The organism is Kitasatospora sp. SUK 42, from assembly GCF_015776785.2.
Classification (GTDB): Bacteria; Actinomycetota; Actinomycetes; order Streptomycetales; family Streptomycetaceae; genus Kitasatospora.
On record NZ_LFMD02000003.1, the window covers coordinates 1,347,369 to 1,369,206 of the forward strand.

At 70.6% G+C, this 21,838-nt stretch carries 22 protein-coding genes and 2 pseudogenes; 8 read left to right on the forward strand and 16 right to left on the reverse strand.

The window, feature by feature from the left end:
- Positions 1-362 precede the first annotated feature (362 nt).
- Positions 363-1,034, forward strand: a complete 672-nt coding sequence (locus RZ50_RS15695) for a pentapeptide repeat-containing protein (protein WP_196948283.1) — start codon at positions 363-365, stop codon at positions 1,032-1,034.
- On the opposite strand, the gene RZ50_RS15700 is transcribed toward RZ50_RS15695, so the two are convergent.
- The 5 genes from RZ50_RS15700 to RZ50_RS15720 all read right to left on the reverse strand — a co-directional run bounded on the left by RZ50_RS15700 (position 1,031) and on the right by RZ50_RS15720 (position 4,008).
- Complete coding sequence (locus tag RZ50_RS15700; RefSeq protein WP_196948282.1) at positions 1,031-1,897, reverse strand: HEXXH motif-containing putative peptide modification protein; 867 nt, start codon at positions 1,895-1,897, stop codon at positions 1,031-1,033. The genes RZ50_RS15695 and RZ50_RS15700 overlap by 4 nt on opposite strands.
- A 98-nt stretch (positions 1,898-1,995) precedes the next feature.
- The gene (locus RZ50_RS15705; RefSeq protein WP_196948281.1) at positions 1,996-2,142 is read right to left on the reverse strand and encodes a hypothetical protein; all 147 of its coding nucleotides are present in this window, start codon (positions 2,140-2,142) and stop codon (positions 1,996-1,998) included.
- A 330-nt stretch (positions 2,143-2,472) separates the two neighbouring features.
- On the reverse strand, positions 2,473-3,312 hold the full coding sequence (locus tag RZ50_RS15710) for a helix-turn-helix transcriptional regulator (RefSeq protein ID WP_196948280.1): 840 nt from the start codon (positions 3,310-3,312) through the stop codon (positions 2,473-2,475).
- Positions 3,303-3,827, reverse strand: coding sequence for a DUF6879 family protein (locus tag RZ50_RS15715; protein WP_196948279.1), 525 nt, complete (start codon positions 3,825-3,827; stop codon positions 3,303-3,305). The genes RZ50_RS15710 and RZ50_RS15715 overlap by 10 nt, the downstream gene beginning before the upstream one ends.
- A complete protein-coding gene (locus tag RZ50_RS15720) occupies positions 3,811-4,008 on the reverse strand; it encodes a hypothetical protein (protein WP_196948278.1) in 198 nt (65 codons plus the stop codon). Before RZ50_RS15720 ends, RZ50_RS15715 begins: the two co-directional genes overlap by 17 nt.
- Positions 4,009-4,410: 402 nt before the next feature.
- On the opposite strand from RZ50_RS15720, the gene RZ50_RS15725 reads away from it, so the two are divergent.
- The 3 genes and pseudogenes from RZ50_RS15725 to RZ50_RS15735 form a co-directional block, all read left to right on the forward strand.
- Positions 4,411-4,710 (forward strand): lasso peptide biosynthesis B2 protein, encoded by a 300-nt coding sequence (locus RZ50_RS15725; protein WP_254802508.1) that lies wholly within the window; start codon positions 4,411-4,413, stop codon positions 4,708-4,710.
- A 425-nt stretch (positions 4,711-5,135) separates the two neighbouring features.
- Positions 5,136-5,930, forward strand: a complete 795-nt coding sequence (locus RZ50_RS15730; RefSeq protein WP_196948276.1) for a cytochrome c biogenesis protein CcdA — start codon at positions 5,136-5,138, stop codon at positions 5,928-5,930.
- Between the two features lie 82 nt (positions 5,931-6,012).
- Positions 6,013-6,189: pseudogene (locus RZ50_RS15735) on the forward strand (NUDIX domain-containing protein); the annotation flags it as partial.
- A gap of 106 nt (positions 6,190-6,295) precedes the next feature.
- On the opposite strand, the gene RZ50_RS15740 reads toward RZ50_RS15735, so the two are convergent.
- On the reverse strand, positions 6,296-6,496 hold the full coding sequence (locus tag RZ50_RS15740) for a DUF397 domain-containing protein (protein ID WP_196948275.1): 201 nt from the start codon (positions 6,494-6,496) through the stop codon (positions 6,296-6,298).
- Entirely contained in the window at positions 6,489-7,607 is a 1,119-nt protein-coding gene (locus tag RZ50_RS15745; protein WP_308271648.1) for a helix-turn-helix transcriptional regulator, read from the reverse strand. Before RZ50_RS15745 ends, RZ50_RS15740 begins: the two co-directional genes overlap by 8 nt.
- Positions 7,608-7,639: 32 nt before the next feature.
- On the opposite strand from RZ50_RS15745, the gene RZ50_RS15750 reads away from it, so the two are divergent.
- Positions 7,640-8,002, forward strand: coding sequence for an ATP-binding protein (locus RZ50_RS15750; protein ID WP_196948273.1), 363 nt, complete (start codon positions 7,640-7,642; stop codon positions 8,000-8,002).
- A gap of 32 nt (positions 8,003-8,034) precedes the next feature.
- Positions 8,035-8,250, forward strand: a complete 216-nt coding sequence (locus RZ50_RS15755; RefSeq protein ID WP_196948272.1) for a hypothetical protein — start codon at positions 8,035-8,037, stop codon at positions 8,248-8,250.
- 148 nt (positions 8,251-8,398) lie between these two features.
- Here the strand turns inward: RZ50_RS15755 and hutI are convergent, their stop codons facing one another.
- From hutI to RZ50_RS15785, 6 genes are all read right to left on the reverse strand, one after another.
- Positions 8,399-9,574 carry an imidazolonepropionase gene (gene hutI / locus RZ50_RS15760; protein ID WP_196948271.1) on the reverse strand — a complete coding sequence of 392 codons (1,176 nt, stop codon included), beginning with the start codon at positions 9,572-9,574 and terminating at the stop codon, positions 8,399-8,401.
- A 32-nt stretch (positions 9,575-9,606) separates the two neighbouring features.
- Positions 9,607-10,959 (reverse strand): formimidoylglutamate deiminase, encoded by a 1,353-nt coding sequence (locus RZ50_RS15765; RefSeq protein ID WP_374199949.1) that lies wholly within the window; start codon positions 10,957-10,959, stop codon positions 9,607-9,609.
- A complete protein-coding gene (locus RZ50_RS15770; RefSeq protein WP_196948298.1) occupies positions 10,956-12,137 on the reverse strand; it encodes an allantoate amidohydrolase in 1,182 nt (393 codons plus the stop codon). The genes RZ50_RS15765 and RZ50_RS15770 overlap by 4 nt, the downstream gene beginning before the upstream one ends.
- Positions 12,138-12,154: 17 nt before the next feature.
- Positions 12,155-13,825 carry a urocanate hydratase gene (hutU, locus tag RZ50_RS15775; protein WP_196948269.1) on the reverse strand — a complete coding sequence of 557 codons (1,671 nt, stop codon included), beginning with the start codon at positions 13,823-13,825 and terminating at the stop codon, positions 12,155-12,157.
- 178 nt (positions 13,826-14,003) lie between these two features.
- Entirely contained in the window at positions 14,004-14,324 is a 321-nt protein-coding gene (locus RZ50_RS15780; protein ID WP_196948268.1) for a hypothetical protein, read from the reverse strand.
- A gap of 89 nt (positions 14,325-14,413) precedes the next feature.
- Positions 14,414-15,283: a MurR/RpiR family transcriptional regulator gene (locus tag RZ50_RS15785; RefSeq protein ID WP_196948267.1), complete on the reverse strand. Its 870-nt coding sequence runs from the start codon at positions 15,281-15,283 to the stop codon at positions 14,414-14,416.
- A 236-nt stretch (positions 15,284-15,519) separates the two neighbouring features.
- On the opposite strand from RZ50_RS15785, the gene RZ50_RS15790 reads away from it, so the two are divergent.
- A complete protein-coding gene (locus RZ50_RS15790) occupies positions 15,520-15,960 on the forward strand; it encodes a hypothetical protein (protein ID WP_196948266.1) in 441 nt (146 codons plus the stop codon).
- A 62-nt stretch (positions 15,961-16,022) separates the two neighbouring features.
- On the opposite strand, the gene hutH is transcribed toward RZ50_RS15790, so the two are convergent.
- Entirely contained in the window at positions 16,023-17,600 is a 1,578-nt protein-coding gene (gene hutH / locus RZ50_RS15795) for a histidine ammonia-lyase (protein WP_374199925.1), read from the reverse strand.
- 124 nt (positions 17,601-17,724) lie between these two features.
- Positions 17,725-18,981, reverse strand: coding sequence for a macrolide family glycosyltransferase (locus tag RZ50_RS15800; RefSeq protein ID WP_374199950.1), 1,257 nt, complete (start codon positions 18,979-18,981; stop codon positions 17,725-17,727).
- 49 nt (positions 18,982-19,030) lie between these two features.
- On the opposite strand from RZ50_RS15800, the gene RZ50_RS15805 reads away from it, so the two are divergent.
- The gene (locus RZ50_RS15805) at positions 19,031-19,654 is read left to right on the forward strand and encodes a TetR/AcrR family transcriptional regulator (protein WP_196948263.1); all 624 of its coding nucleotides are present in this window, start codon (positions 19,031-19,033) and stop codon (positions 19,652-19,654) included.
- Between the two features lie 671 nt (positions 19,655-20,325).
- Here the strand turns inward: RZ50_RS15805 and RZ50_RS29215 are convergent.
- Positions 20,326-21,483 (reverse strand): annotated as a pseudogene (locus tag RZ50_RS29215) (GGDEF domain-containing protein); the annotation flags it as partial.
- Positions 21,484-21,838: the final 355 nt, after the last annotated feature.

A 21,838-nucleotide genomic window follows, 5' to 3' on the forward strand; every position in this document is an offset into this window, starting at 1 on the left:
AGGCGGCCTCCACCTCGCCCCAGAGGTTCCGGGGTCCGGACTGGTACACCTCATACTCCGTGCGGCCCCGCTCGTAGTCGGCGGACGCCCAAGACCGGGTGTCCCGGCTGTAGAGCCACAGCGTGTACGCGCCGTCGTCGCAGTACCTCCGTACTGGTTGAGCCCAATGGGCGGTCGCCCGTTGGGTGGTGCTACCCGCCCCGCGCCTTCCCCTGGCGGGGCGGGGATCTCGGGGGTTTTCGGCAGCCCAAAATAGCTACAGGACTTCAACATCCCTGTAGTTTCAACTGCCTTTCTCTGTAAGTCAGTTGAGTGTTAGCGTTCGCTTCCTCCGTCTTAGCGACTCCTGTGAGGTGCCCTCCATGACTCAGGCCATGCCTCGCCCAAAGAATCCCCTGACCCCGCGGTTTCAGGTCGCGTTGCGACCTGCCGAATTGCCCGACCATGACTTTGAGGACGACGCCACAATCAAAGGTCGGCGATACAGCGGACTGAGCCTCGTTGGCCGATCGGGTGAAGCGGTCGAAGTCGAGCAATGCGCCTTTGAGAACGTCCGATTCACTGGGATGCACCTGGTCCGGTCGGTGCTCGCCCACATCACCTTCGAGACCTGCGACTTCGCCACAGTCCGGACACAGGACGTGTCCATCCTTCGAAGCACGGTGACCGGATGTCGGCTCACCGGGTCGTCCTGGAGCAACGGCAGCTTCCGTGACGTCCTCATCGAGGGCACTCGGACAGACAGCACGCTGTTCCGCTACGCGAAGTTCAAAATGGTGGTCTTCAGGGAGTGCAATCTCTCCCAGGCTGATTTTCAGTTTGCCGAACTCCGCGATGTGCGGTTCGAGAAGTGTGACCTCACCGGAGCCCAGTTCGCCAACGTCGCCGTTCAGCCCGGTGTCAGCTTCGACAATTGCACGCTGGTTGACGTCGGAGGCGCCTCGCACCTCAAGGGCGCCACTGTGCGAGGCCCAGGATCCATGGAGCTGGCCCTGAGCCTGGCCAGGGAGGCCGGCATCCTGTTTGAGCCCTAAGCGGCGACAGGCAGCTCGTAGTGTGCGAACTCCTGGCCCGAGATCGACCGGGTAACGAGGTCGAAGTCGATCGTCTCGGCGAAGGCCGCGAGTTCGCGCACCATCCCCTGACCATACGGCGTGAACAGGTCCAGCTTGTCGAGCAGGCCGTCCGTGCACTCGCGGATCGAGTGGCGGAACTTGTCCACCAACTCCGTCTCGCCCCTCAGGTGCTGCATGAGCATGAGAGGCGGGGCCACCACCGCACTGTGGAACGCCTTGTCGAGCGGGCGCATCTGTCCGAACTTCACCGCGGACACGACCCGGAACTCGTCGGCCTCCAAGTCCTTGGCCGGCCTCGTGTAGAGGCGGTACACCATGTCCGCCAGGAAGACGTTCAGGTGCACGGTCTCGTGCACCAGGGACTCGGCGTAGTCGTGGGGCCGCCACTCGTCACCAGGGCTCATGCTCACCAGGCCTGGAAGCGTTGAACCGGTGCCGCCGCCCTTGTTGGTCGAGCTGAACATCACGACGTCGGTGACCACCAGGTCCACGAGCGCCCCCAGGTCGGGGACGAGGTCCCTGGTGTGCAGGAGCGCCACGGAGAAGTCGCGCTTCCACCGCTCCCTCAGGTCGGCCGGGGTACTCTCCAAGCCCTCGAAGATGTTCTCGAAGGTCCTGTTCTCGATCAGGTAGCTGCCCCACTCGCTGTCATTGAAGGACAGCGTGATGCCCTCGCCCTCGACCGGCAGGGGGCGGAGGGCAGAGACGACGCTCCGGTATGCGGCCGGGAGGGCCGCGACGGCCGGCGGGGGCTGCTCGTTGACCGCGCTCACGAGTCGGCCGATCGTCTCACGGGCGTGGTGGATGTTGAGGAACCGCATGGACACTCGCTCCTTCGCTGGGATGCTTGGAACCGCGCGCCCGGCCCCAATTGAGGTGGGGCCGGGCGCGCGACCACTTCAGGCACTCAGGCCGGACGTCAGTTGGTCCAGCCGCCCATCATCGAGGTGTTGTCCTCGCCCAGGAACGCCCGGACGTTGCCCCGGATGGCGTCCGCAGCGCTCTCGTCGAGCGTCACGACCTCGCTCGCCTCGGTGCTCTCGGTGTCGCTGGTGATCACGGGCATTGCGATCTCCCTTCACTGGATGGATGGAGCAACCTCCCCGAACGGGGAGGAACTTGTGGGGGCGCCACTGCATCGGACCATGGATGATCCGCCAGAGCTTCACAGCGATCTTCTTCATGGTTTCGCCCCCTCGTTAGTCGGGCCCCGCGCGCCGCTCTTGCGGGGGCCCCGCGATCCCGCAACCAGCACCGCCGACGCCAAATCCGCGATTATCAGACCAATCGGGACGGTGCCAGTGGAGGTGCTGGTGCCGCCGAGAACGCAGCCGTAGGGCGACAAGTCCAGATTAAGGCGAGCGGGAGAGGGAAAGGTGATTATTCCCGCTGGTGACTAAAGATCACGAAGGAAGAGCGCCGACCATTCAGCCAGCTTCTCTCGGGCCTGTTCGCCGAACAATGCATACCCTTCGTACATGGCGAATGCATCCCGGTATGCTTCAATATCCCGCCGGTCCCGAAGCGTGATGATCCCGGTCTCTGTCTCGACAGTGGCAAGACTGCTGTCGTACACCGTAAAGGTGTTCAGTGGACTCTCCGGGATGTGCTTCCCGAGTGGAATCACGCCGAGTCGGACGTTCGGGAGCCTGGAAACAGAAACGAGTCGTTCGATCTGCATCACCATGGCCCGAGGCGGCAGGAGTGCCCACCTGACGGCCTGCTCGGTCAGTATGAAGGTGAAGGTCTTCGACTCGTCGTACACGACGGTCTGGCGTTCCAACTTCTTCATTACGGCCCTGGTGGTGTCCCCCGGCACATGGGCAAGGCTCGCCCGCACGTATTCAGGCGTGGCAAGCAACGTATTCAGCATCGAGATCAGGAGGTAGCGGATCTCGGTAGAAGACTGGTCGAGTGCCGCAAGCTCGGATTGCTTCTTCTCCAATCCCTTCTTTCTCAGGGTGCGGATGTCCTGCCACTCGGTATTTGCCACGCGGGCCAGGTCAAGTACCTGCCGCGCCAGCTCGGCCGGCACTTCGAGAGCCCGCAGGATCAGCTCCACATCCACCAGGGACGGGACGGTCCTGCCAGTTTCAATCTTACTGATCTTCGATTGCGTCATGCCGCAACGCCGAGCAAGCCGGTCTCCTGCGAGACCGGCTTGAACCCGTAGTTCCCTCAGCGCTTTCGCCAGGTCACTTTTGCTGTGGCCCAGCTCTTCCGGGTCTATTGCCACCCGTGTTCTTCCACATAGTCCACGAAGGGCACCGATTCAGCCACGGCGACTCGTCGCCATTCCCGGTATTTCTCGACGCCACCCTCGACAAGCACGCGGTCGATCTGAGTTCCGTCGGGCTCGTAGTTCATCAGGACCACAGTTGAGTCGTCGAAGGCCCAGAAGTCCTGGTCCGGAAGGCCTGGGTTCGACCTGCCGGTCAGGTCGAGAATTCGGATGTCCTCGCCGGCCTTGACATGCGGCGCGTAGTACATGAACTCGTACCGCAGATAGTCGCTCAGCGGCCGAGTAACGATGTGCACGCGCTGAACCGTGCGACCGGCTGCAGTATGAGCCCTGAGCCTGTCGGTCCAGCCGGATGTGTAGGTATCGGGGTCGATCCGGTACCCGTTCAGGAATTCCTCGATCTCTTCAGCCTCTCCCGCGACCTTGTACGCGGGCAGGGCCTCAAGCCGGAACGCCGACCGCGAGAAGCCGTGTAGAACCCTCTGCCAGCCCTCACCATCCAAGAGCACGGATGGCCTCCTTTACGACGCGCTCGGGCAGTTCCACGGCGCCTTCGTGTGCCGGTACCGCCAGCTCTGCGTACTGGTCCCCCTGGAAGACGAGAGTGCCCCGGTCGGTGAGGTAGACGTTCGGGCAGTCTCCCTCCTTGCAGTCGCCGACGCCGGAACCCGTGAGCCGCTGGTGAGCCATGGTCAACCCCCTTCAGCTCGGCCCTGGTTGGACCGCCTGGACGAGACCGTATGGAAGGGGCGCGTGGCCTGTCCACACGGTTCGGGCACTATTCCCGTCCTGGACTAATGATCACGTCCTCGCACGGCAACGCTGCTCACCTTGCGACCAGGATCGAGGAACCGGGCGCGTGTCCCCCGGCGGCTCCTTGCGGGAAGCAAGGAGCCGCCGGTTGATGGGGACCACGCTCACGGCTGCCTGCGCAGGAAGTCGGGCAGGCCGACTTCCTGCGCAGGCAAGCGCCGCCTCTCCTGCATGCAAACCTTCAGAGGGGCGTCCCGCAGCGCTCTTCGCTGTAACTGCCGCCGGGGACCCACCACTCCACTTCACCCCGTCGAGCCGAGCCGGCTCGACGGGGCAACCATGCGCTCAAGGGTCGAAGGTGAGGTGGTCGAACTTGCCGGCCTTCAAACCCTGGAGGAGGCCACCGCGGCTTCCCTCCTGCTCGCGATCGGCGGACGTGGGGGTGCCTGGCGGCATGGGGTTGCCACCGACCTGATACGGCTGCACGCCTGGATCTGCGACGTTCACGGCCTGCCGGTCGGAGAACCTGAGCACACTGGCGACTACACGCCGATCAACGCATCACCGAGTTCGAGGTGGTCACCGCTGAGGACCACACGCCGGTCGGCATCACGACCCTCCAGATCGACCCCGCTGTGAGGACCGCCGAGTACGTCATCAGCCCGACGGGGCGCAGTGCTGCGAAGTGGCTGGGTGCGAGCGCGGGGGGCTCTATGGGTCGCACCGCTGTCCCGGTCCCTCACCCAGTTGTCGGGCACTCAATCACGGGACCGTGGGGCCCATGAGGCAGACACCGCGAGCCGGCAGGGCCAGTGAGGCAGCAAAGATCGCCTGTGCCAAGCTCTTTGCATGCACACCCCTCCAACAGCTAGGCCAATGGCGATAGCACGGTGTGTCCGCCCCTTACCCGTGGAGACCAAGGCCACTCTCACCGTCAAGGGCGGTAGCAGCGCCTCCCCCCTCGCCGAGAGCATCAGCGGTAGATCGTTCTCCGCTCCGCCTCCGCCTCCGCCTGCACTCGGCCAGACGGAGACGCTCGCCGCGCTCCAGACGGGGGGCAACCCGTGACCGCAGCCGTTCATACGATCCTTGCTGCCGACGCAAATCCGACTGTTCTCCAAGGCGCGCTCGTCCTGGCAGTCCCGGTAGCTCTCCTGGGAGGCCTGGTCTCGTTCTTCTCGCCCTGCGTCCTGCCTCTCGTCCCCGGATACCTCTCCTACGTCACGGGCTTCTCTGCCGTCGACCTCGCAAATGCGGAAGGAAAGCGCCGTGGGCGTGTCCTGCTGGGAGCAACACTCTTCATTCTCGGTTTCACGGCCGTGTTCGTATCAGAGGGTGCACTCTTCGGATACTTCGGTCTCACCCTGCAAAGCCATCAGCGTCTCATCGAGCGTGGGTCCGGGCTACTGACCATCCTGATGGGATTGGCGTTCGCCGGCTGGCTTCCTGGCTTTACAGGGCGCGAATTCCGAAGCCATCGCAAGCCGACCGTCGGTCTCATCGGGGCCCCGCTTCTCGGGGTGGTCTTCGGCATCGGTTGGACACCCTGTATAGGACCCACCTTGGGAGCAGTGCAGACGCTGTCCCTTAGCGGGGGCGATCCGTTGAGGGGGGCAATACTCGGCGCTTGCTACTGCGTAGGCCTAGGGGTTCCGTTCATCGCCGCAGCGGTGGCATTCCGCAAGGCACTCGGTGCGTTCGGTTGGGTGAAGCAGCACTATCGACATGTCATGAGCATCGGCGGCGGAATGCTGATCCTCGTCGGCCTCATGCTGTTCACCGGACTGTGGGCAGAATTGGTCAACATACTGCGCAACTGGGCGTTCGACATTGCGCCATCCACCCTGATTGACATCTGACGCCCTCGCCGCACCAAGCACCCGCTGCTGCCAAGTAGTGAGGGGCCACCGGAGCCACCACCGGCCGAGGAGAATTGATGACGTGGCACGGACCGAATTCTACGACGATCCCGACGCGCCCGAGCCGAACCGGCTGGTGGTGGCAGCATCCGCTGTGGTGACGGATACCGAAGGGCGCATCCTGCTCCAGCGGCGAAGTGACAACGGGCTGTACGCGCTGCCGGGCGGGACGAGGGATCTCGGCGAATCACTTCCTGGAGCGCTGGGAGATCCCCTACCTCGGCTGACAGAGCGCGCGCCGGTGACGAGTGGTTGGCCCGCCCCCGGTGGTCCACCGGGGGCGGGCCCTGGCCACTTCGATGCACTCAGGCGTCGGTGGCGAGGTGGTCGAACTCGCCGGACTTGGCGCCTTGGAGGAACGCGGCGAACTTGAGGGACGTGGTGCGGACGATGACCTCGCCCTCGTCGGACTCGCGCAGTTCGATGCCCCCGTCGGCGACCCGCACCTCAACGCATGCGTTGCTGGAGCCGGAGTAGCTGGACTTCTGCCATGCAGGGCTATTCATCGCCCTCTATCTCCTTCTTGATGGATCCGATGAAGTCTCGTGAGTCATCTTCCGAGAGGGCCACGGCCGCCATCCGGTCAAGGATCTCGCGGTAACTTTCCAGGTCGGAGGGCGTGTCGAAGAGTGGGCACCCAAAGCTGATGTCGATCTGTACGGTGTCCAGTTCAGGCACCGGACCCGCGATGTAGACGAAGTTCTCGCTGGGGCCAGGCAGCGATTCGATCTTAAACGGCACGACTCGGACCGAGATGCCTGGGCTCTCGGAATGGTCGATGAGGGCGCCGAGTTGCTCGGCAAGCGCCTTCGGACCGCTGAACTGCATGCGGAGTGCGGCTTCGTGGACGTACGCCGTGTAGGGGGTGTCACCGTTCCGGACGATCTGCTGCCTCCGCAGACGGAAGGCCAGTCGGAGATCGACGTCGGGCTGCGGCAGCGGCGGGATAGCACGGGCGAACACCGAAGCGGCGTAGGCCGGAGTCTGGAGTAGCCCAGGAAGGAACGTGATCGAGTAGGTGGAGATGCGACGAGCATGAGCTTCGATCGCTGCAACATCGAGCAGGTCGGTGGTCAGGCTCCGGCTGTACTCCTCCCACCAGCCGGTCTCCCGCTCCCGCGTCATGTCAGCGAGCGCTTCGATCAGCGGCGTGTTGGTACACAGGCAGGCCTCCGCGATCTCACGGAGGCGGTCCTCGTTGACGGCCGACTTCCCGTTCTCCATCTGAGTCACCAGGGCGGGAGTCACCCCGAGCAGACGCGCAAGGTGGCTACCGCCGAAGCCGGTTTGCTCTCTCATCCTCCGAAGTTCGGCACCGAGCCGTCGCTGACGAAGGGTGGGGATCCGAAGAGCCATGGCGTCCTCTCTGCTGGTACAGAGGCCAGTGTGCCGCGCCGGTCGCGAGTGAGGCCATCCGGGTTCGACGGCGCTTGTCCCTCTTGAGGGGGAACCTTCTCCGAATCGAATTAACTTTAAGGGTCGGTGCGCTATCGTCGCTCTCAGATCGATCCGACGGATCGTCAGTAATGCCTGCACACCGGGCAGTAGGCGCCTGCTGCCCCGCGCGCCGCAGAGCAGTCGTTCGCGACCTGGCTCACGGCGACGCATCCGTCGCATCTCCTCCCCCTCACAGCCTCACGGAGGTTCCCGTGTGCACCCGTAACTCCCCCTCCCTCACCCTCTCCCGCCAGGCCCTGCGGAACGCCCTCACCCGCAACGGCTGGAACCCCGACACCATCTTCAACGCCGAACTCGCCCTCGCCGAACTGATCGTCAACGCGTGGCGGCACGGCAACACCACCTCCCCCGTCGTCTACTTCTCCCTCCTCGGCATCACGCTCCACGTCGAGGTCTCCGACGAGAGCGACGCCCTCCCCGAACCCCGCACCCCCTCCGACCTCGCCGAATCGGGCCGAGGTCTCCAGCTCGTCCAGGGCCTCACCCACCGGTGGGGCGTCGACCCGCAGAAGCGCGGCAAGTCCGTCTGGTACGAGCTGGACTCCGTCGCGTGATCCGCCCGCCCATCACGCCCGGGGACCCCGACATGCGCGATTACAACGCGCAGCAAATCACGCTGCTTCTCGGCGAGTTGCACCGACGCGGCCTCCCCCACGGCCTCCTCTGGGGCTCCGCCTCCCCCGGTGAGACCACCCTCACCGGCCACATCCTCGTCGACTTCGGCAACGCGCCGCTCAGCACCCTCGTCAACCTCCTCCACCTGCTCACCGACCTGGAGCGTGAGCACGAGCGGGACCGGTGAGCTTCTTCGTCGGCGCCGCCATCGTCACGGTGGGCCTCGGTGTGGTCGCGACCCTCAGGATGCAAAAGTCTGAGGACATCGACGACTTGAGCTAGAGACACGCGAAGGCCCTCGCCCACCCAGGGCGAGGGCCTCGACGGTCCGCGTCTCAGAGTTCGCGGACGCCCGCCCGCCAGACCGCCGCCGTCAGCGGCACGCCCGGGCGGTAGGCCAGGTGGACGTGCGAGGGCGCGTCCAGCAGCAGCAGGTCCGCCCGGGCGCCCACCGTGACCGTCCCGACGTCGGTGCGCCGCAGGGCGCGCGCGCCTCCGGCGGTGGCGGCCCAGACCGCCTCGTCCGGCGTCATCCCCATCTCCCGGACCGCGACCGCGATGCAGAACGCCATCGAACTCGTGAAGCTGGAGCCCGGGTTGCAGTCGGTGGACAGCGCCACCACCGCGCCCGCGTCCAGCAGCCGGCGGCCGCTCGGGTAGTCGGCGCGGGTGGAGAACTCCGCGCCCGGCAGCAGCGTGGCGACGGTGTCCGAGCCGGCCAGCGCCGCCACGTCCTCGTCCGTCAGGTGGGTGCAGTGGTCGGCCGAGGCGGCCCCCAGCTCGACGGCGAGCTGCACGCCCGGCCCGTACGTGAGCTGGTTGGCGTGCACCCGGGGGGTGAGGCCGCGCTCGATGCCGGCGGTCAGGATCGCCCGCGCCTGATCGCCGTCGAAGGCGCCCTGTTCGCAGAACACGTCCACCCACCGGGCGTGCGGTGCGCAGGCGTCCAGCATCTCGCCGGTGACCAGGTCGACGTAGCCGGCCGGGTCCTCGGCGTACTCGGGGGCGACCACGTGTGCGCCCAGGTAGGTGGTCTCCGGGGTGTGCCGCTCGGCGATCCGCAGCGCCCGGGCCTCGTCCTCGACCGTCAGCCCGTAGCCGGACTTGCACTCGATGGTGGTGGTGCCCTGCCGCAGCGCCTCCCGGACGAACCCGGCGAGGTTCGCCTCCAGTTCGGCGTCCGTGGCGGCCCGGGTGGCGGCCACCGTGGTCCGGATGCCGCCCGCCGTGTACGACTGCCCGGACATCCGGGCGTTGAACTCGGCGGTGCGGTCGCCCGCGAACACCAGGTGGGCGTGCGAGTCGACGAAGCCGGGCAGCAGCGCCCGGCCCGCGGCGTCGTAGCGCTCGTCCGCGGCCGGGGCCTGCGCCGCCGGGCCGACCCAGGCGACGGTGCCGCCGTCGACCACCACGGCCGCGTCGGTCAGCAGGCCGAGCGGCCCGGCGCCGTGCCCCGGGTCGTTGGTGACCAGGCTGCCGATGCCCGTGATCAAGGTGGTCCTGGTGCTCAAGACAAGGCCTTCCGATGGGAGTTGAACGGTGGTCAGTGGTTCAGCGCGCCGATCGAGGCGCTCAGCGCCCCCGGCACGTCGGCCACCAGCTGGTGCACGCCGTCCCGGACGATGTGCCGACCGCCGACCACCAGGTGCCGCACGTCCGCCGCCGAGGCCGCGAAGACCGCGATCTCGGCGCCGAGCCGGGGCGGCGGGCCGGCGGTGCGAACGGTGTCCAGCGCGATCACCGTGAAGTCGGCGAGCGCCCCGGCCTCGATCCGCCCGGCCTCGGGCCAGCCCAGCGAGGCGTGCCCGTCCTCGGTGCCGGCCCGCAGCAGCGCGTTCGCCGTCCAGTGGCCGCGGGTGCGCGTCCGCAGCCGCTCGTCCAGCTCCAGCGCGCGGGCCTCCTCGAACGGGTCGATCACCGCGTGGCTGTCGCTGCCCAGGCTGATCGGGGAGCCCGCCGAGGCGAGCGTACGGGCCGGACCGATGCCGTCCGCGAGGTCCCGTTCGGTGGTGGGGCACATGCAGATCGTGGTGGAGGAGTCCGCGAGGAGCCGGATGTCCTCGTCGGTGAGGTGGGTGGCGTGCACGGCCGAGGTGCGCGGGCCGAGCGCGCCGTGGTCGGCGAGCAGCCGGGTCGGGGTGACGCCGTGCGCGGCGAGGCAGGCGTCGTTCTCGGCGGTCTGCTCGGACAGGTGGACGTGCAGCGGCGCCCCGCGCATCGCCGCCCAGTGCGCGACGGTGCCCAGCTGCTCTGCCGGAACGGCCCGGACGGAGTGGATGGCGGCGCCGATCCGGGCGTGCTCGCGCGGCTTGAGCGCGTCCACCCGCTCCGCCCAGGCCTCGGAGTCGCCGTCGCTGAACCGCAGCTGCGGCTCGGTCGGCTCGGCGCCGAAGCCCGAGGACAGGTAGCAGGTGTCCAGCAGGGTGATCCGGATGCCGGCCCGGGCGGCGGCCTCGATCAGCGCCTCGCCCATCGCGTTCGGGTCGGTGTAGCGGGCACCGCCGGGCGCGTGGTGCAGGTAGTGGAACTCACCGACGGCGGTGATCCCGGCCAGCGCCATCTCGGCGTAGACGGCGGTGGCGAGCTCCAGGTAGGCGTCCGGGTCGAGCTCGCCGGCGAAGCGGTACATGGTGTCGCGCCAGGTCCAGAAGGTGCCGGAGCCGACCTGCACGTACCCGCGCAGCGCCCGGTGGAAGGCGTGCGAGTGGGCGTTGGCCTGGCCGGGCAGCAGCAGCCCGTCGAGCCGGACGGCGCCGGGCGGGCAGGGCCCGCTGTCCGGCGTCACCGCGGCGATCCGGCCGTCGGGGCCGGTGGCGATCAGCACGTCCCGCTCGACCACCGGCCCGGCGGCGTGCGGCAGCCAGGCGTACTGCGCCCAGTAGCTCACTGCGGTCACTGACACGCCAGGTCCTCCAGTACGTCGGCGAGGGCGGCGACCCCGGCCAGGCAGTCGGCCTCCTCGGCGTACTCGGCCGGGGAGTGCGACACGCCGGTGGGGTTGCGCACGAACAGCATGGCGGTCGGGATCGCGGACGCCAGGATCCCGGCGTCGTGTCCCGCGCCGGTGGGCAGCACCGGGGCGTCGAGCAGCTTGGCGAGCCGGTCGCGCAGCGGGCCGTCGAAGTCCACCACCGGGGTGTAGGACTCTCGGGTCAGCTCGACCCGGACGCCGTCGCGCTCGCCGCGCTCGGCGGCGGCCCGCTCGATCTCGGCGACCAGCCCGGTGAGGGTGCGCTCGTCGGCGGCCCGGGAGTCGAGCCAGCCGCGCACCAGCGAGGCGATCGCGTTGGTGCCGTTGGGCTCGACCGCGACCTTGCCGAAGGTGGCCAGCGCGCCCGCCTGCTTCGCCTTCTTGCGGGCGGCGAGCACGGTGTTGGCGTAGGTCAGCATCGGGTCGCGGCGATCCTCGATCCGGGTCGTGCCGGCGTGGTTGGCCTCGCCGTGGAAGTCGAACCGCCAACGGCCGTGCGGCCAGATCGCCCCGGCCACGCCGACCGGCTGCCCCTCGGCGAGGTGGCGGCCCTGCTCGACGTGGAGTTCGACGAAGGCGCCGATCCGGGCCAGCCGCTCCTCGTCCGCGCCGATCGCGGTCGGGTCGTAGCCCGCCCGCTCCATCGCGTCGGGCAGCCGGACGCCGTCGGCGTCGCGCAGCGCGTACGCCTGCTCCGGCGACAGCACCCCGGCGGTCAGCCGGGAGCCGATGCAGGCCACGCCGAACCGGGCGCCCTCCTCGTCGCCGAAGTTGACGATCGCCAGCGGGCGGGTGAACCCGGCTCCCCTGGCGCGGAGTTCGTCCAGCGCCGCGAAGGAGGAGACCACACCGAGCGGGCCGTCGAAGGCGCCGCCGTCCGGGACGGAGTCCAGGTGCGAGCCGGTGACGACCGCCCCCTTCGCGGTGGGATCGCCCAGCCAGGCCCACTGGTTGCCGTTGCGGTCCAGCTCGTACGTCAGGCCGCGGTCGCGGGCCTGCTGCTCGAACCAGGCGCGGCACTCGGCGTCGGCGGAGTTCCAGGCGAAGCGGCGGTAGCCGCCGGAGGAGGCGGAGCGGCCCACGGGGAGCAGCTCCGCCCACATCTCGTGGAACGTCGACGTCACAGCTCACCCATGGGGACGCGGACGCCACGCTCGGCGGCGACCTCGGCGGCGCGGTCGTACCCGGCGTCCACGTGCCGGATGACGCCCATGCCCGGGTCGTTGGTGAGCACCCGGCGGATCTTCTCCCCGGCCAGCGCGGTGCCGTCGGCGACGGTGACCTGACCGGCGTGGATCGAGCGGCCGATGCCGACGCCGCCGCCGTGGTGGATGGACACCCAGGAGGCGCCGGAGGCCACGTTGACCATGGCGTTGAGCAGCGGCCAGTCGGCGATCGCGTCCGAGCCGTCCAGCATCGCCTCGGTCTCCCGGTACGGGGAGGCCACCGAACCGCAGTCCAGGTGGTCGCGGCCGATCACGATCGGCGCGGACAGCTCGCCGGAGGCGACCATGTCGTTGAAGCGCTCGCCGGCCTTGTCGCGCTCGCCGTAGCCGAGCCAGCAGATGCGCGCGGGCAGGCCCTGGAAGTGCACCTTCTCCTGGGCCAGCCGGATCCAGCGGGCCAGCGACTCGTTCTCCGGGAAGAGGTCGAGGACGGCCTTGTCGGTCTTGTGGATGTCCTGCGGGTCACCGGACAGCGCGGCCCAGCGGAACGGGCCCTTGCCCTCGCAGAACAGCGGGCGGATGTACGCCGGGACGAAGCCGGGGAAGGCGAAGGCGCGCTCGTAGCCCGCCAGTTGGGCCTCGCCGCGGATCGAGTTGCCGTAGTCGAAGACCTCGGCGCCGCGGTCCAGGAAGCCGACCATCGCCTCGACGTGCCTGGCCATCGACTCGCGCGAGCGCTGGGTGAACTCGGCGGGCTTGGCGGCCGCGTAGTCGGCCATGTCGTCGAAGGCGACGCCGACCGGCAGGTAGCTGAGCGGGTCGTGGGCGCTGGTCTGGTCGGTGACGATGTCGATCGGCGCGTCCATCGCGAGCAGCTGCGGGACCAGCTCGGCGGCGTTGCCCAGCACCCCGATGGAGAGCGGCTGCCGCTTGTCGCGGGCGGCGGTGGCGAGCTCCAGCGCGTGCGGGAGGTCCTTGGCCTCGACGTCCAGGTAGCGGTGCTCGATCCGGCGGGCGATCCGGGACGGGTCGCAGTCGATACAGATCGCCACGCCGCCGTTCATGGTGACGGCCAGCGGCTGGGCGCCGCCCATGCCGCCGAGGCCGGCGGTGAGGGTGATGGTGCCCTCCAGCGTCCCGTTGAAGCGCTTGTTGGCGACGGCCGCGAAGGTCTCGTAGGTGCCCTGGAGGATGCCCTGGGTGCCGATGTAGATCCAGGAACCGGCGGTCATCTGGCCGTACATGGTGAGCCCGAGGCTCTCCAGCCGGCGGAACTCCTCCCAGTTGGCCCAGTCGCCGACCAGGTTGGAGTTGGCGATCAGCACGCGCGGCGCCCACTCGTGGGTCTGCATGACGCCGACCGGCCGCCCGGACTGGACCAGCATGGTCTCGTCCTGCTTCAGCCCCTGCAGCGTCCTCACCATGGCGTCGAAGGAGCGCCAGTCCCGCGCCGCCTTGCCGGTGCCGCCGTACACCACCAGCTTCGACGGGTGCTCGGCCACCTCGGGGTCGAGGTTGTTCATCAGCATCCGCAGGGCGGCCTCCTGCTGCCACCCCTGCGTCGTGAGCCCCGTCCCGCGCGCCGCACGCACCTCGCGCGGCCCGCTCGCCTGCTGCTGCACCATGTCCCGGCCTCCCTGCGGATGGATTCATTCAAGCTTGGTTCGGCTGAATATATCCAAACATTCAGCCCTCGACCAGACCCGGAATCCATCGGAACAGCCATGGCCGGAACCGGCTCCCAGGCACGCCGAAGCACCCGTCCGGCGGAGCCGGAACGGGTCCGGGCGGGGGCGGGCCCCGTCAGGCCGCGGCGGGGCCGTCCCAGTCGATGCCGATCTCGGCGAGCCAGCGGCGGTCGGCGGCGTCGGGGGCGGGTGGGGACGGCGGGCGGGGGATGTTCTGGACGGGGCCGAGGCCGTACTGTTCGGCGGCCGCGGCGGCGCGGGCGTCGGGCTCGATCACGCCGACGTGGACGGCGGACTCGTCGCCCGGGTCGAGGACGGTCAGTTCGGGTTCGGGCAGGCGCCGCAGGGTGACGCGGCGCCCGCAGGTGGGGCAGGACCATTCGTCAGCGCCCGAGACCAGGCGGGCGACGAACTTCATCTCGTGGATCACGCGCATGGGCGGCACCCCCTGCTGTAGGGGATGCCCGGGTTCGTGACGGGTACTCCCCCGTCACCGCTCCAAGCTGCGCCTACTCCAGGCCGTGCCTACTCCAAGAAGAGCCCCCGGGCGGCCGCCGACTGCTCGATCGCCTCCAACCGGGCCTCCGCGCCCGGAAGTTCGTCGCACATGCTCTGCAGCAGCACCCGGCCGAGCATCATCGGCGCGCACGCGGTGTCGAAGACCAGCCCGGTGCCGACGGCGGCCGGCAGCATCAGGTCGGAGAGCTTGGCGACCGGCGAGAAGGCGCTGTCGGCCACGGTGAGCACGGTGAGCCCGCACTCCCGGGCCACCGCCAGGGCGTCCATCAGCTCCCGCGGGTAGCGCGGCAGCGCGAAGCACAGCAGCGCGGTGGCCCCGGCCGCGGTGGCCTGTTCCAGCCGGTCGGCGAGCATGCTGCCGCCCTCGTCCAGCAGCCGGATGTCCGGGTGCACCTTGGCGGCGAAGTACGCGAAGCCTCGCGCCTGCGCCGAGGCGGCCCGCAGGCCGAGCACCGGCAGCGGGCGGGAGGCGGCGAGCAGTCGGGCGGCCCGGCTGATCGGCTCGGGGTCGGCGAGCAGGTCGGCGAGGTGGCGCAGGTGCTCGATCTCGGCGAGGACGGCCTGCTGGTGCTCGTTGCGCACCGCGTCGTCCGGGCTCTCCGGGGCCCCCGCCTCGCCGGCGCCGAGTTCGCGCAGCTGCTTGCGCAGCGCCGGGTAGCCGTCGTACCCGAGCGCGACCGCGAAGCGGGTGACGGAGGGTTGGCTGACCCCGGCGAGTTCGGCGACCTCGACGCTGGACAGGAACGGCGCCTCACTGGCGTGCCGGACCAGCGAGTGCGCGATCCGGCGCTGGGTGGGCGTCAGCCGGTGGCCTTCGAACAACTGGAGCAGCCGGGCGGAGGGGCCGACGGCGCCGGCCTCGTCGGTGGCGGTCATCTGGTACCTCCGGATGCGAGCAGTTCGGACGACGACTGTGCAGCAGCGCGCCGCCACTGGCAAAAACGTCTCGTACGGCGGGACGCCCCATGAGACGTCCCGCGGATCGGACGGGGGCCCTGACGCGGGCCGGCCGCAGGGCCCGGCTCGGGGTAACCCTGATTTGTCCCTGAGCCCGCCCGGATTCCCCCCGCGAACGGATGGACCGGGCCCCACGGCGGCCTCACGCTGTTGCCATGGACACTCGCCAGGACGACCTGCGGCGCGAGCTCGACGCCACCCTGCAAGCCCGCAAGGAACTCGGCAAGGAGTACGAGGACGAACTCGTCGACTCCTTCCTGAAGCGGCTCGACTCCCGTCTGGACACCCGGGTGGACCGCGCGCTGGCCGAGCGGGTGGACGACTACGCGCCCTCCTACCGGGACCGCGACTACCGGGACCGCGACCGGGGCCGCCCCCGCCGTGGCGGGTGGACCCCCGGCCGGGCCGGCAACCGGCTGGCGGTGATCTCGCTGGCCCTGGGCATCCCGCTGACCGCGATCGCGAGCAGCCCCGAGAGCGGCGGCTTCGCCGGCCTGCTGGCCTGCTGGGCGGGCATCGTCGGGGTCAACTTCGCCGCCGCGCTGGGCAACCGCCGCGACCGCGAGGAGCGCCGGCCGCGGAGCGACTGGGACTGAATCCCGGTCGCCCCGCGCCCCGGACGACTCCGACGCGGACGCCTTCAACACAGACGAACGCCTCAGGCCAGCGGCCCGGTGACCCGCTCCACCGCCCGCACCAGCTCGCCGGAGGCGACCAGCACGGCGGCGGACTCCAGGTCCGGCGAGAGGAAGCGGTCCCGGCCGGCGCCGCCGACCCCCGCCTCGCGGGCGGCGGCCAGCGCGGCCGCGGTGGCCGGCGCCAGCTTGACCTCCCCGTCGGCCTGCTGCCGGATCTCCAGCGCGCGGGCGGCGGCGGTCAGTTCGACGGCGAGGATCCGGCCCAGGTTCTCCACCGACTGGCGCAGCTTGCGGGCGGCCGACCAGCCCATCGACACGTGGTCCTCCTGCATCGCGGAGGACGGGATCGAGTCGACCGAGGCGGGCACGGCGAGCCGCTTGTTCTCGCTGACCAGCGCGGCCTGGGTGTACTGGGCGATCATCAGACCGGAGTCCACGCCCGGGTCGTCGGCCAGGAACGCGGGCAGGCCGTGCGAGCGGGCCTTGTCCAGCAGCCGGTCGGTGCGGCGCTCGGCGATCGAGCCGAGGTCGGCGGCGGCGATGGCGAGGAAGTCCAGCACGTACGCGACCGGGGCGCCGTGGAAGTTGCCGTTGGACTCGACCCGGCCGTCCGGCAGCACCACCGGGTTGTCCACCGAGGCGGCCAGCTCGCGCGAGGCGACCAGCTGGGCGTGCGCCAGGGTGTCCCGGCCGGCCCCGGCGACCTGCGGGGCGCAGCGGATCGAGTACGCGTCCTGGACCCGCGGGGCGTCGTCCTGGTGATGGCCGGTGAGGCCGGAGTCCTTCAGTACCGCCAGCATGTTGGCGGCGCTCAGCGCCTGGCCCGGGTGCGGGCGGATCGGGGCGTGCAGCTCGGGGGCGAGCACCTTGTCGGTGCCGAGCAGCGCCTCCAGGGTCATCGCGGCGGTGATGTCGGCGGTGGTGAACAGCCGCTGCAGGTCGGCGATGGCCATCACCAGCATGCCGAGCATGCCGTCGGTGCCGTTGATGAGGGCCAGGCCCTCCTTCTCCAGCAGTTCGACCGGCTCGATCCCGGCGGCGGCGAGCAGTTCGGCGACGGGCTTCTCCACCCCGTCCGGGCCGGTGGCGGTGCCCTCGCCCATCAGCACCAGCGCGCAGTGCGACAGCGGCGCGAGGTCGCCGGAGCAGCCGAGCGAGCCGAACTCCCGGACGACGGGGGTGATGCCCGCGTTGAGCAGGGCGGCCATGGTCTGCGCGACCAGCGGCCGTACGCCGGTGCGGCCGGAGGCCAGCGTCTTCATCCGCAGGAACATCAGCGCGCGGACCACCTCGCGCTCGACCGCCGGCCCCATGCCGGCCGCGTGCGAGCGCACCAGCGAGCGCTGGAGCTGGGCGCGCAGCTCGGGGCTGATGTGCCGGACGGCGAGGGCGCCGAAGCCGGTCGACACGCCGTAGACGGGGCGCGGCTCGGCCGCGAGGGCGTCGATCCGCGCGCGGGCGGCCGCCATCTCGGCGAGCGCGTCGGGACCGATCTCGACCCGGGCGTTGCCCCGGGCGACGGCCAGCACGTCCTCCGCGCTGACGTCGGCCTTGCCGACCTGGACCAGCGGAGCGTCGGGGGCCACAGCACTGTGCATATCCATATACACAATCACAGCAGGTGAATGAAGATATGACAACAGCTGCCCGTCATCCGGATTCTCCGCCGGCCGGGTCGGCGCCGCACCGCCGCCCCCTCCCCCGCGCGCCCGCCGCCCTCCCCTACGCCCCCAGCTCGGCCTCGATCAGGTCGACGGCCCGCCGGGTGCCGCCCTCGGCCCGGCCGGCGGCGGACAGGACCTTCAGCCGCTCGGCCACCGCGGGATCCCCGGTCAGCTCCAGCAGGGCGGCGCGCAGCGCCTCCGCGGTGGCCTGCCCGGTGTCCAGCCGGCGGGCGACGCCGAGGCCGACCAGGGCGTCCGCGTTGGCGAACTGGTCGGCGGCCTGCGGCACCGCGATCATCGGCACCGCGTGGAACAGCCCCTCGCTGGAGCCGCCCATGCCCGCGTGGGTGACGAAGGCGTCCGCCTGGGCGAGCACGGACAGCTGCGGCACCCAGCGGTGCACCTCGACGGTGTCCGGCAGCTCGCCCAGCTCGGCCTCGTCGGTGTGCGCGCCGATCTGCAGCACGGTGTGCCAGCCCGGCAGGTCGCCGAAGGCCTGGACGCAGGCCCGGTAGAACGCGGGCTGGTGGGTGAACGCCGAGCCCAGCGAGACCAGCAGCACCTTCTCGGCGCCGTCCGGCCGCTGCCACCGCCCCTGGTGGGCCCGGTCGCCGAAGCAGGGGCCGACGAAGGTCACGCGCCGCCCGTCCACCCGGTCCGCGTTGGGCTGCAGGGCGCGCGGGATGAGCGCGATCGACCGCTCGGGGCGGCCCTTGAAGGCGTCCACGTCGCGCTGCACCGCGCCGGCCCCGGCCAGCCAGTCGGCGAACCGGCGGTAGTGCTCGGCCCCGCCGGGCGCCTTGCGGACCGCCTCGAAGACCTCCGGGAAGTCCTGCTCGAAGCCGTCCCAGCCGACGTACGTGGGCGACAGCTGCACCACCGGCACGCCCAGCCGCTCGCCGAGCGCCCGCCCGGCGAAGGCGCCGATGTCGCCGAGCACCAGGTCGGGCCGGTCCGCGCCCTCGGCGAAGCGCTCCAGCAGGACGGGCCACATGGCCAGCGCGTCGTCCAGGAACAGCTCCTGCAGCGCCACCGGCTCCTCCACCCAGCCCTCGGTGGAGGTGTGCAGCGGCAGCGCCGACGGGTACGGGACGAAGGCGGCGCCGGTGGACTCGATCACCTCCCGGAAGGACTCGTGGTTGACGTAGCTCACCCGGTGGCCCCGGGCGACGAGCTCGGCGATCACGGCCAGGCTGGGGTTGACGTGCCCGTGGGCCGGGATGGAGACCATCAGAACGTGTGCGGGGCGGGGTCGGGTCATGGGACACCTCCGGGGATCGCGAATGAGACGAGACGTTACGTCTCGCCGTTCGATGTGACAAGACGATACGTCTCGTCTCAATGGCGTGCATAGAATTTCCGACATGGCCCCCAGAACCGCCCCCGACCCCGCCCGGCGCAGCGAACGCGCACGCTCCGCCGTCCTCGCCGCCGCGTACGAACTCGTCTCCGAGGTCGGCTTCGGTCGGCTCACCATCGAGGCGATCGCCGCCCGGGCCGGAGTCGGCAAGCAGACCATCTACCGCTGGTGGCCCTCCAAGGGCGCGGTGGTCTTCGACGCCTTCCTCGCCGCCAACGGGCGCCAGGACGGCGACTTCTCCCTCCCCGACAGCGGCGACCTCGGCGCCGACCTGCGGATCGTCCTGCGGCTCAGCGCCGACGACCTCACCGACCCCACGCTCGACCGCACCTACCGCGCCATCAACGCCGAGGTGCTGGGCGACCCCGCGGTGCAGGCCGAGTACCGCACCCGGCTGCTGGACCCCCTGCTGAACGTCACCCGCGACCGCCTCCGCAGCGCCCGCGAGGCCGGCCAGCTCGCCCCCGACACCGACCTCGACTTCGCCGTCGAGCTCCTCTACGGCCCGCTGTACTACCGCTGGCTGCACCAACTCGGCCCGGTCGACCACGACTTCACCGACCGCCTGGTCGACGCCGTCCTGCGCGCCCTCAACCCGCCCGCGGCCCACGGCCGTTCCGGCGCCTGACCGCGTACGGCCTCCGTACACGCGCCCCCGTCAAGCCGGTTCGGACCAGCGGCGACTCAGACCACGGGCGGCTCAGACCACGGGCCGCCCAGACCAGCGGCGGCTCAGACCACGGGCGGCGAGGCCGGTCCGGCCAGCGCCACCGCGACCAGCGCCCGCATCGCGCACGCCGCCTGCCCCAGCGGCAGCGTGGCGTCGTCCGCGAACAGCTCGACCAGCCAGCCGCCCGCCGGGTTCTGCCCGCCCGCCGCGACCATGCCCCGGTAGCCGGAGACCACCAGCATGGCCTCCTCGGCCGGGTCGTTGCCCGCCGCGCCGGCCCGCAGCGCGAAGCCGCCGCCGCGCACCGCCCGCCGGGTCATCGGGTAGTGGCGCAGGTCGAAGATGGCGTCGGGGGCCTCGATCTGGGCGCGCTGGGTCTCGGCCCGGACGCTCCTGGGGCCGCTGGTCATCCGGTAGACCGCGTGCTGGGCGGTACGCATCAGCTGCGAGCCGGGCGGGACGTACGAGACCCACCAGCCGACCGCGTCCAGCAGCCGGGCGGCGGTCTCGGCGACGACGACCAGCTTGCCGAGGGTGTCGGCGGGGTGGACGGTCCGGGCGGCCGCGGCCTGGTCGAGCGAGGCGAGGACGGCGGTGAGCAGCTGCCCCGGGTCGGCGCTGTGGGCGGCGCCGCGGAAGCGCCGCCGGTCGGCCGCGCCCGCCCGGCCACCGGGCCCGCGGCGGCCGTCGGCGCGGTGGTGCGGGTCCGCGGCGTCGGCGAGCAGCACGGTGGGATCGGGCGAGAAGCCGGGGCCGTGGCTGCGCCCGGCGACCACCGGGTGGGCGGCGCGGGCGGCCTTGGCGCGGTACTGGGCGGCGTCGGCGAGCCGGAAGAGCCGGTCGGGGGTGGTGACCGGCCCGATGGAGTCCCCGGTGGAGGCGACGCCGCAGGCGACCCCCTCACCCTCGGACAGCGCGAGCGCCCGGGCGCACAGCTCCTCGGCGGCGGCGACCACCTCGTCGGCCTTCTGACCCTCCACCAGCAGGCAGAACTCGTCCCCGCCGAGCCGGGCCGCGAGCGAGCCCGGCAGCTTGGCGGCGGCCAGCGACAGCTGGTGCGCGAAGCGCTCCAGCAGCCGGTCGCCCACCTCGTGGCCGAGCTCGTCGTTGACCCGCTTCAGCCCGTTGACGTCGCAGACCACCAGCGAGACCACGGTGTTGTTCCGGTTGTGCGCCTCCAGCGCGCTCTCCAGCCGGGCGTCGACCGCGCGCCGGTTGGCCAGGCCGGTGAGCGGGTCGGTGAAGGCGAGCCGGCGCAGGTCGGCGAGGCGCTCGGTCTGGGCGAGCCCGGCCGAGATCTGGGCCGCGAGCAGGGTCGCGTAGTCGGCGTCGGCCTCGGTGAACTCCGGCATCCCGACCGACCGGGCGAGGTACAGCTCGCCCCAGGCCTGCCCGTGCAGCACGATCGGCGCGACCACGCAGCAGGCCCGCCCGCGCCGGCGCAGCGCCGCGGCGCGTTCCTGGCAGTACGCGCCGGCGGTCGGGTGCGCGTGGCCGGCGTGCGGTTCGACGTTCTCGGCGGTCTGCAACCAGGCGCGCGGCAGGCGCCCGGTGGTCCAGCGCTCGTCCAGGTAGGTGACGATCTCCGGGAAGTCCGCGACCGGGTACGACTCGTCCTCCGGCAGCTCCTCCTCGCCGGGGGCGAGCTCCCCGTGGTTGACCAGCACCCGCAGCCGGCCGGACTCGCGGTCCCAGACCGAGACCGCGGCCATGGTGGCGCCGAGCGACTCGGTGGCCCGGACGGCGGCGGCCCGGACGGCTTCCAGCGGGGAGAGGGCTCCGGCCATGTCCTGGGCGAGGTCGACCACCGACTGCAACCGCAGGTCGGGCAGCGGGTCGGGGTGGCGCGAGCCCTCGCAGTCGCAGCTGCGGTCCGTCATGATCGCCTCACTGCCCACCGGCTCGCCTCGCTCCCTGTGCTCGGTCCTGCCAGACCCCCACGTGGGCCACAGGCCCCGGACCGGCCGCACCCGTCCGGCCGCTTGCACCAAGACTATGGCGGTTTCGTTCGGTTATGCCCCGTTTGCGCCGAGATACGTCGACAGAACGTACGACTTTCAATCGTTCGGCCACTCGGAGAAGGCACTCGGAGAAGGTGCCCGGACAGGGCACCCGGAGAACACGCCGCAAGGAACACGCCCC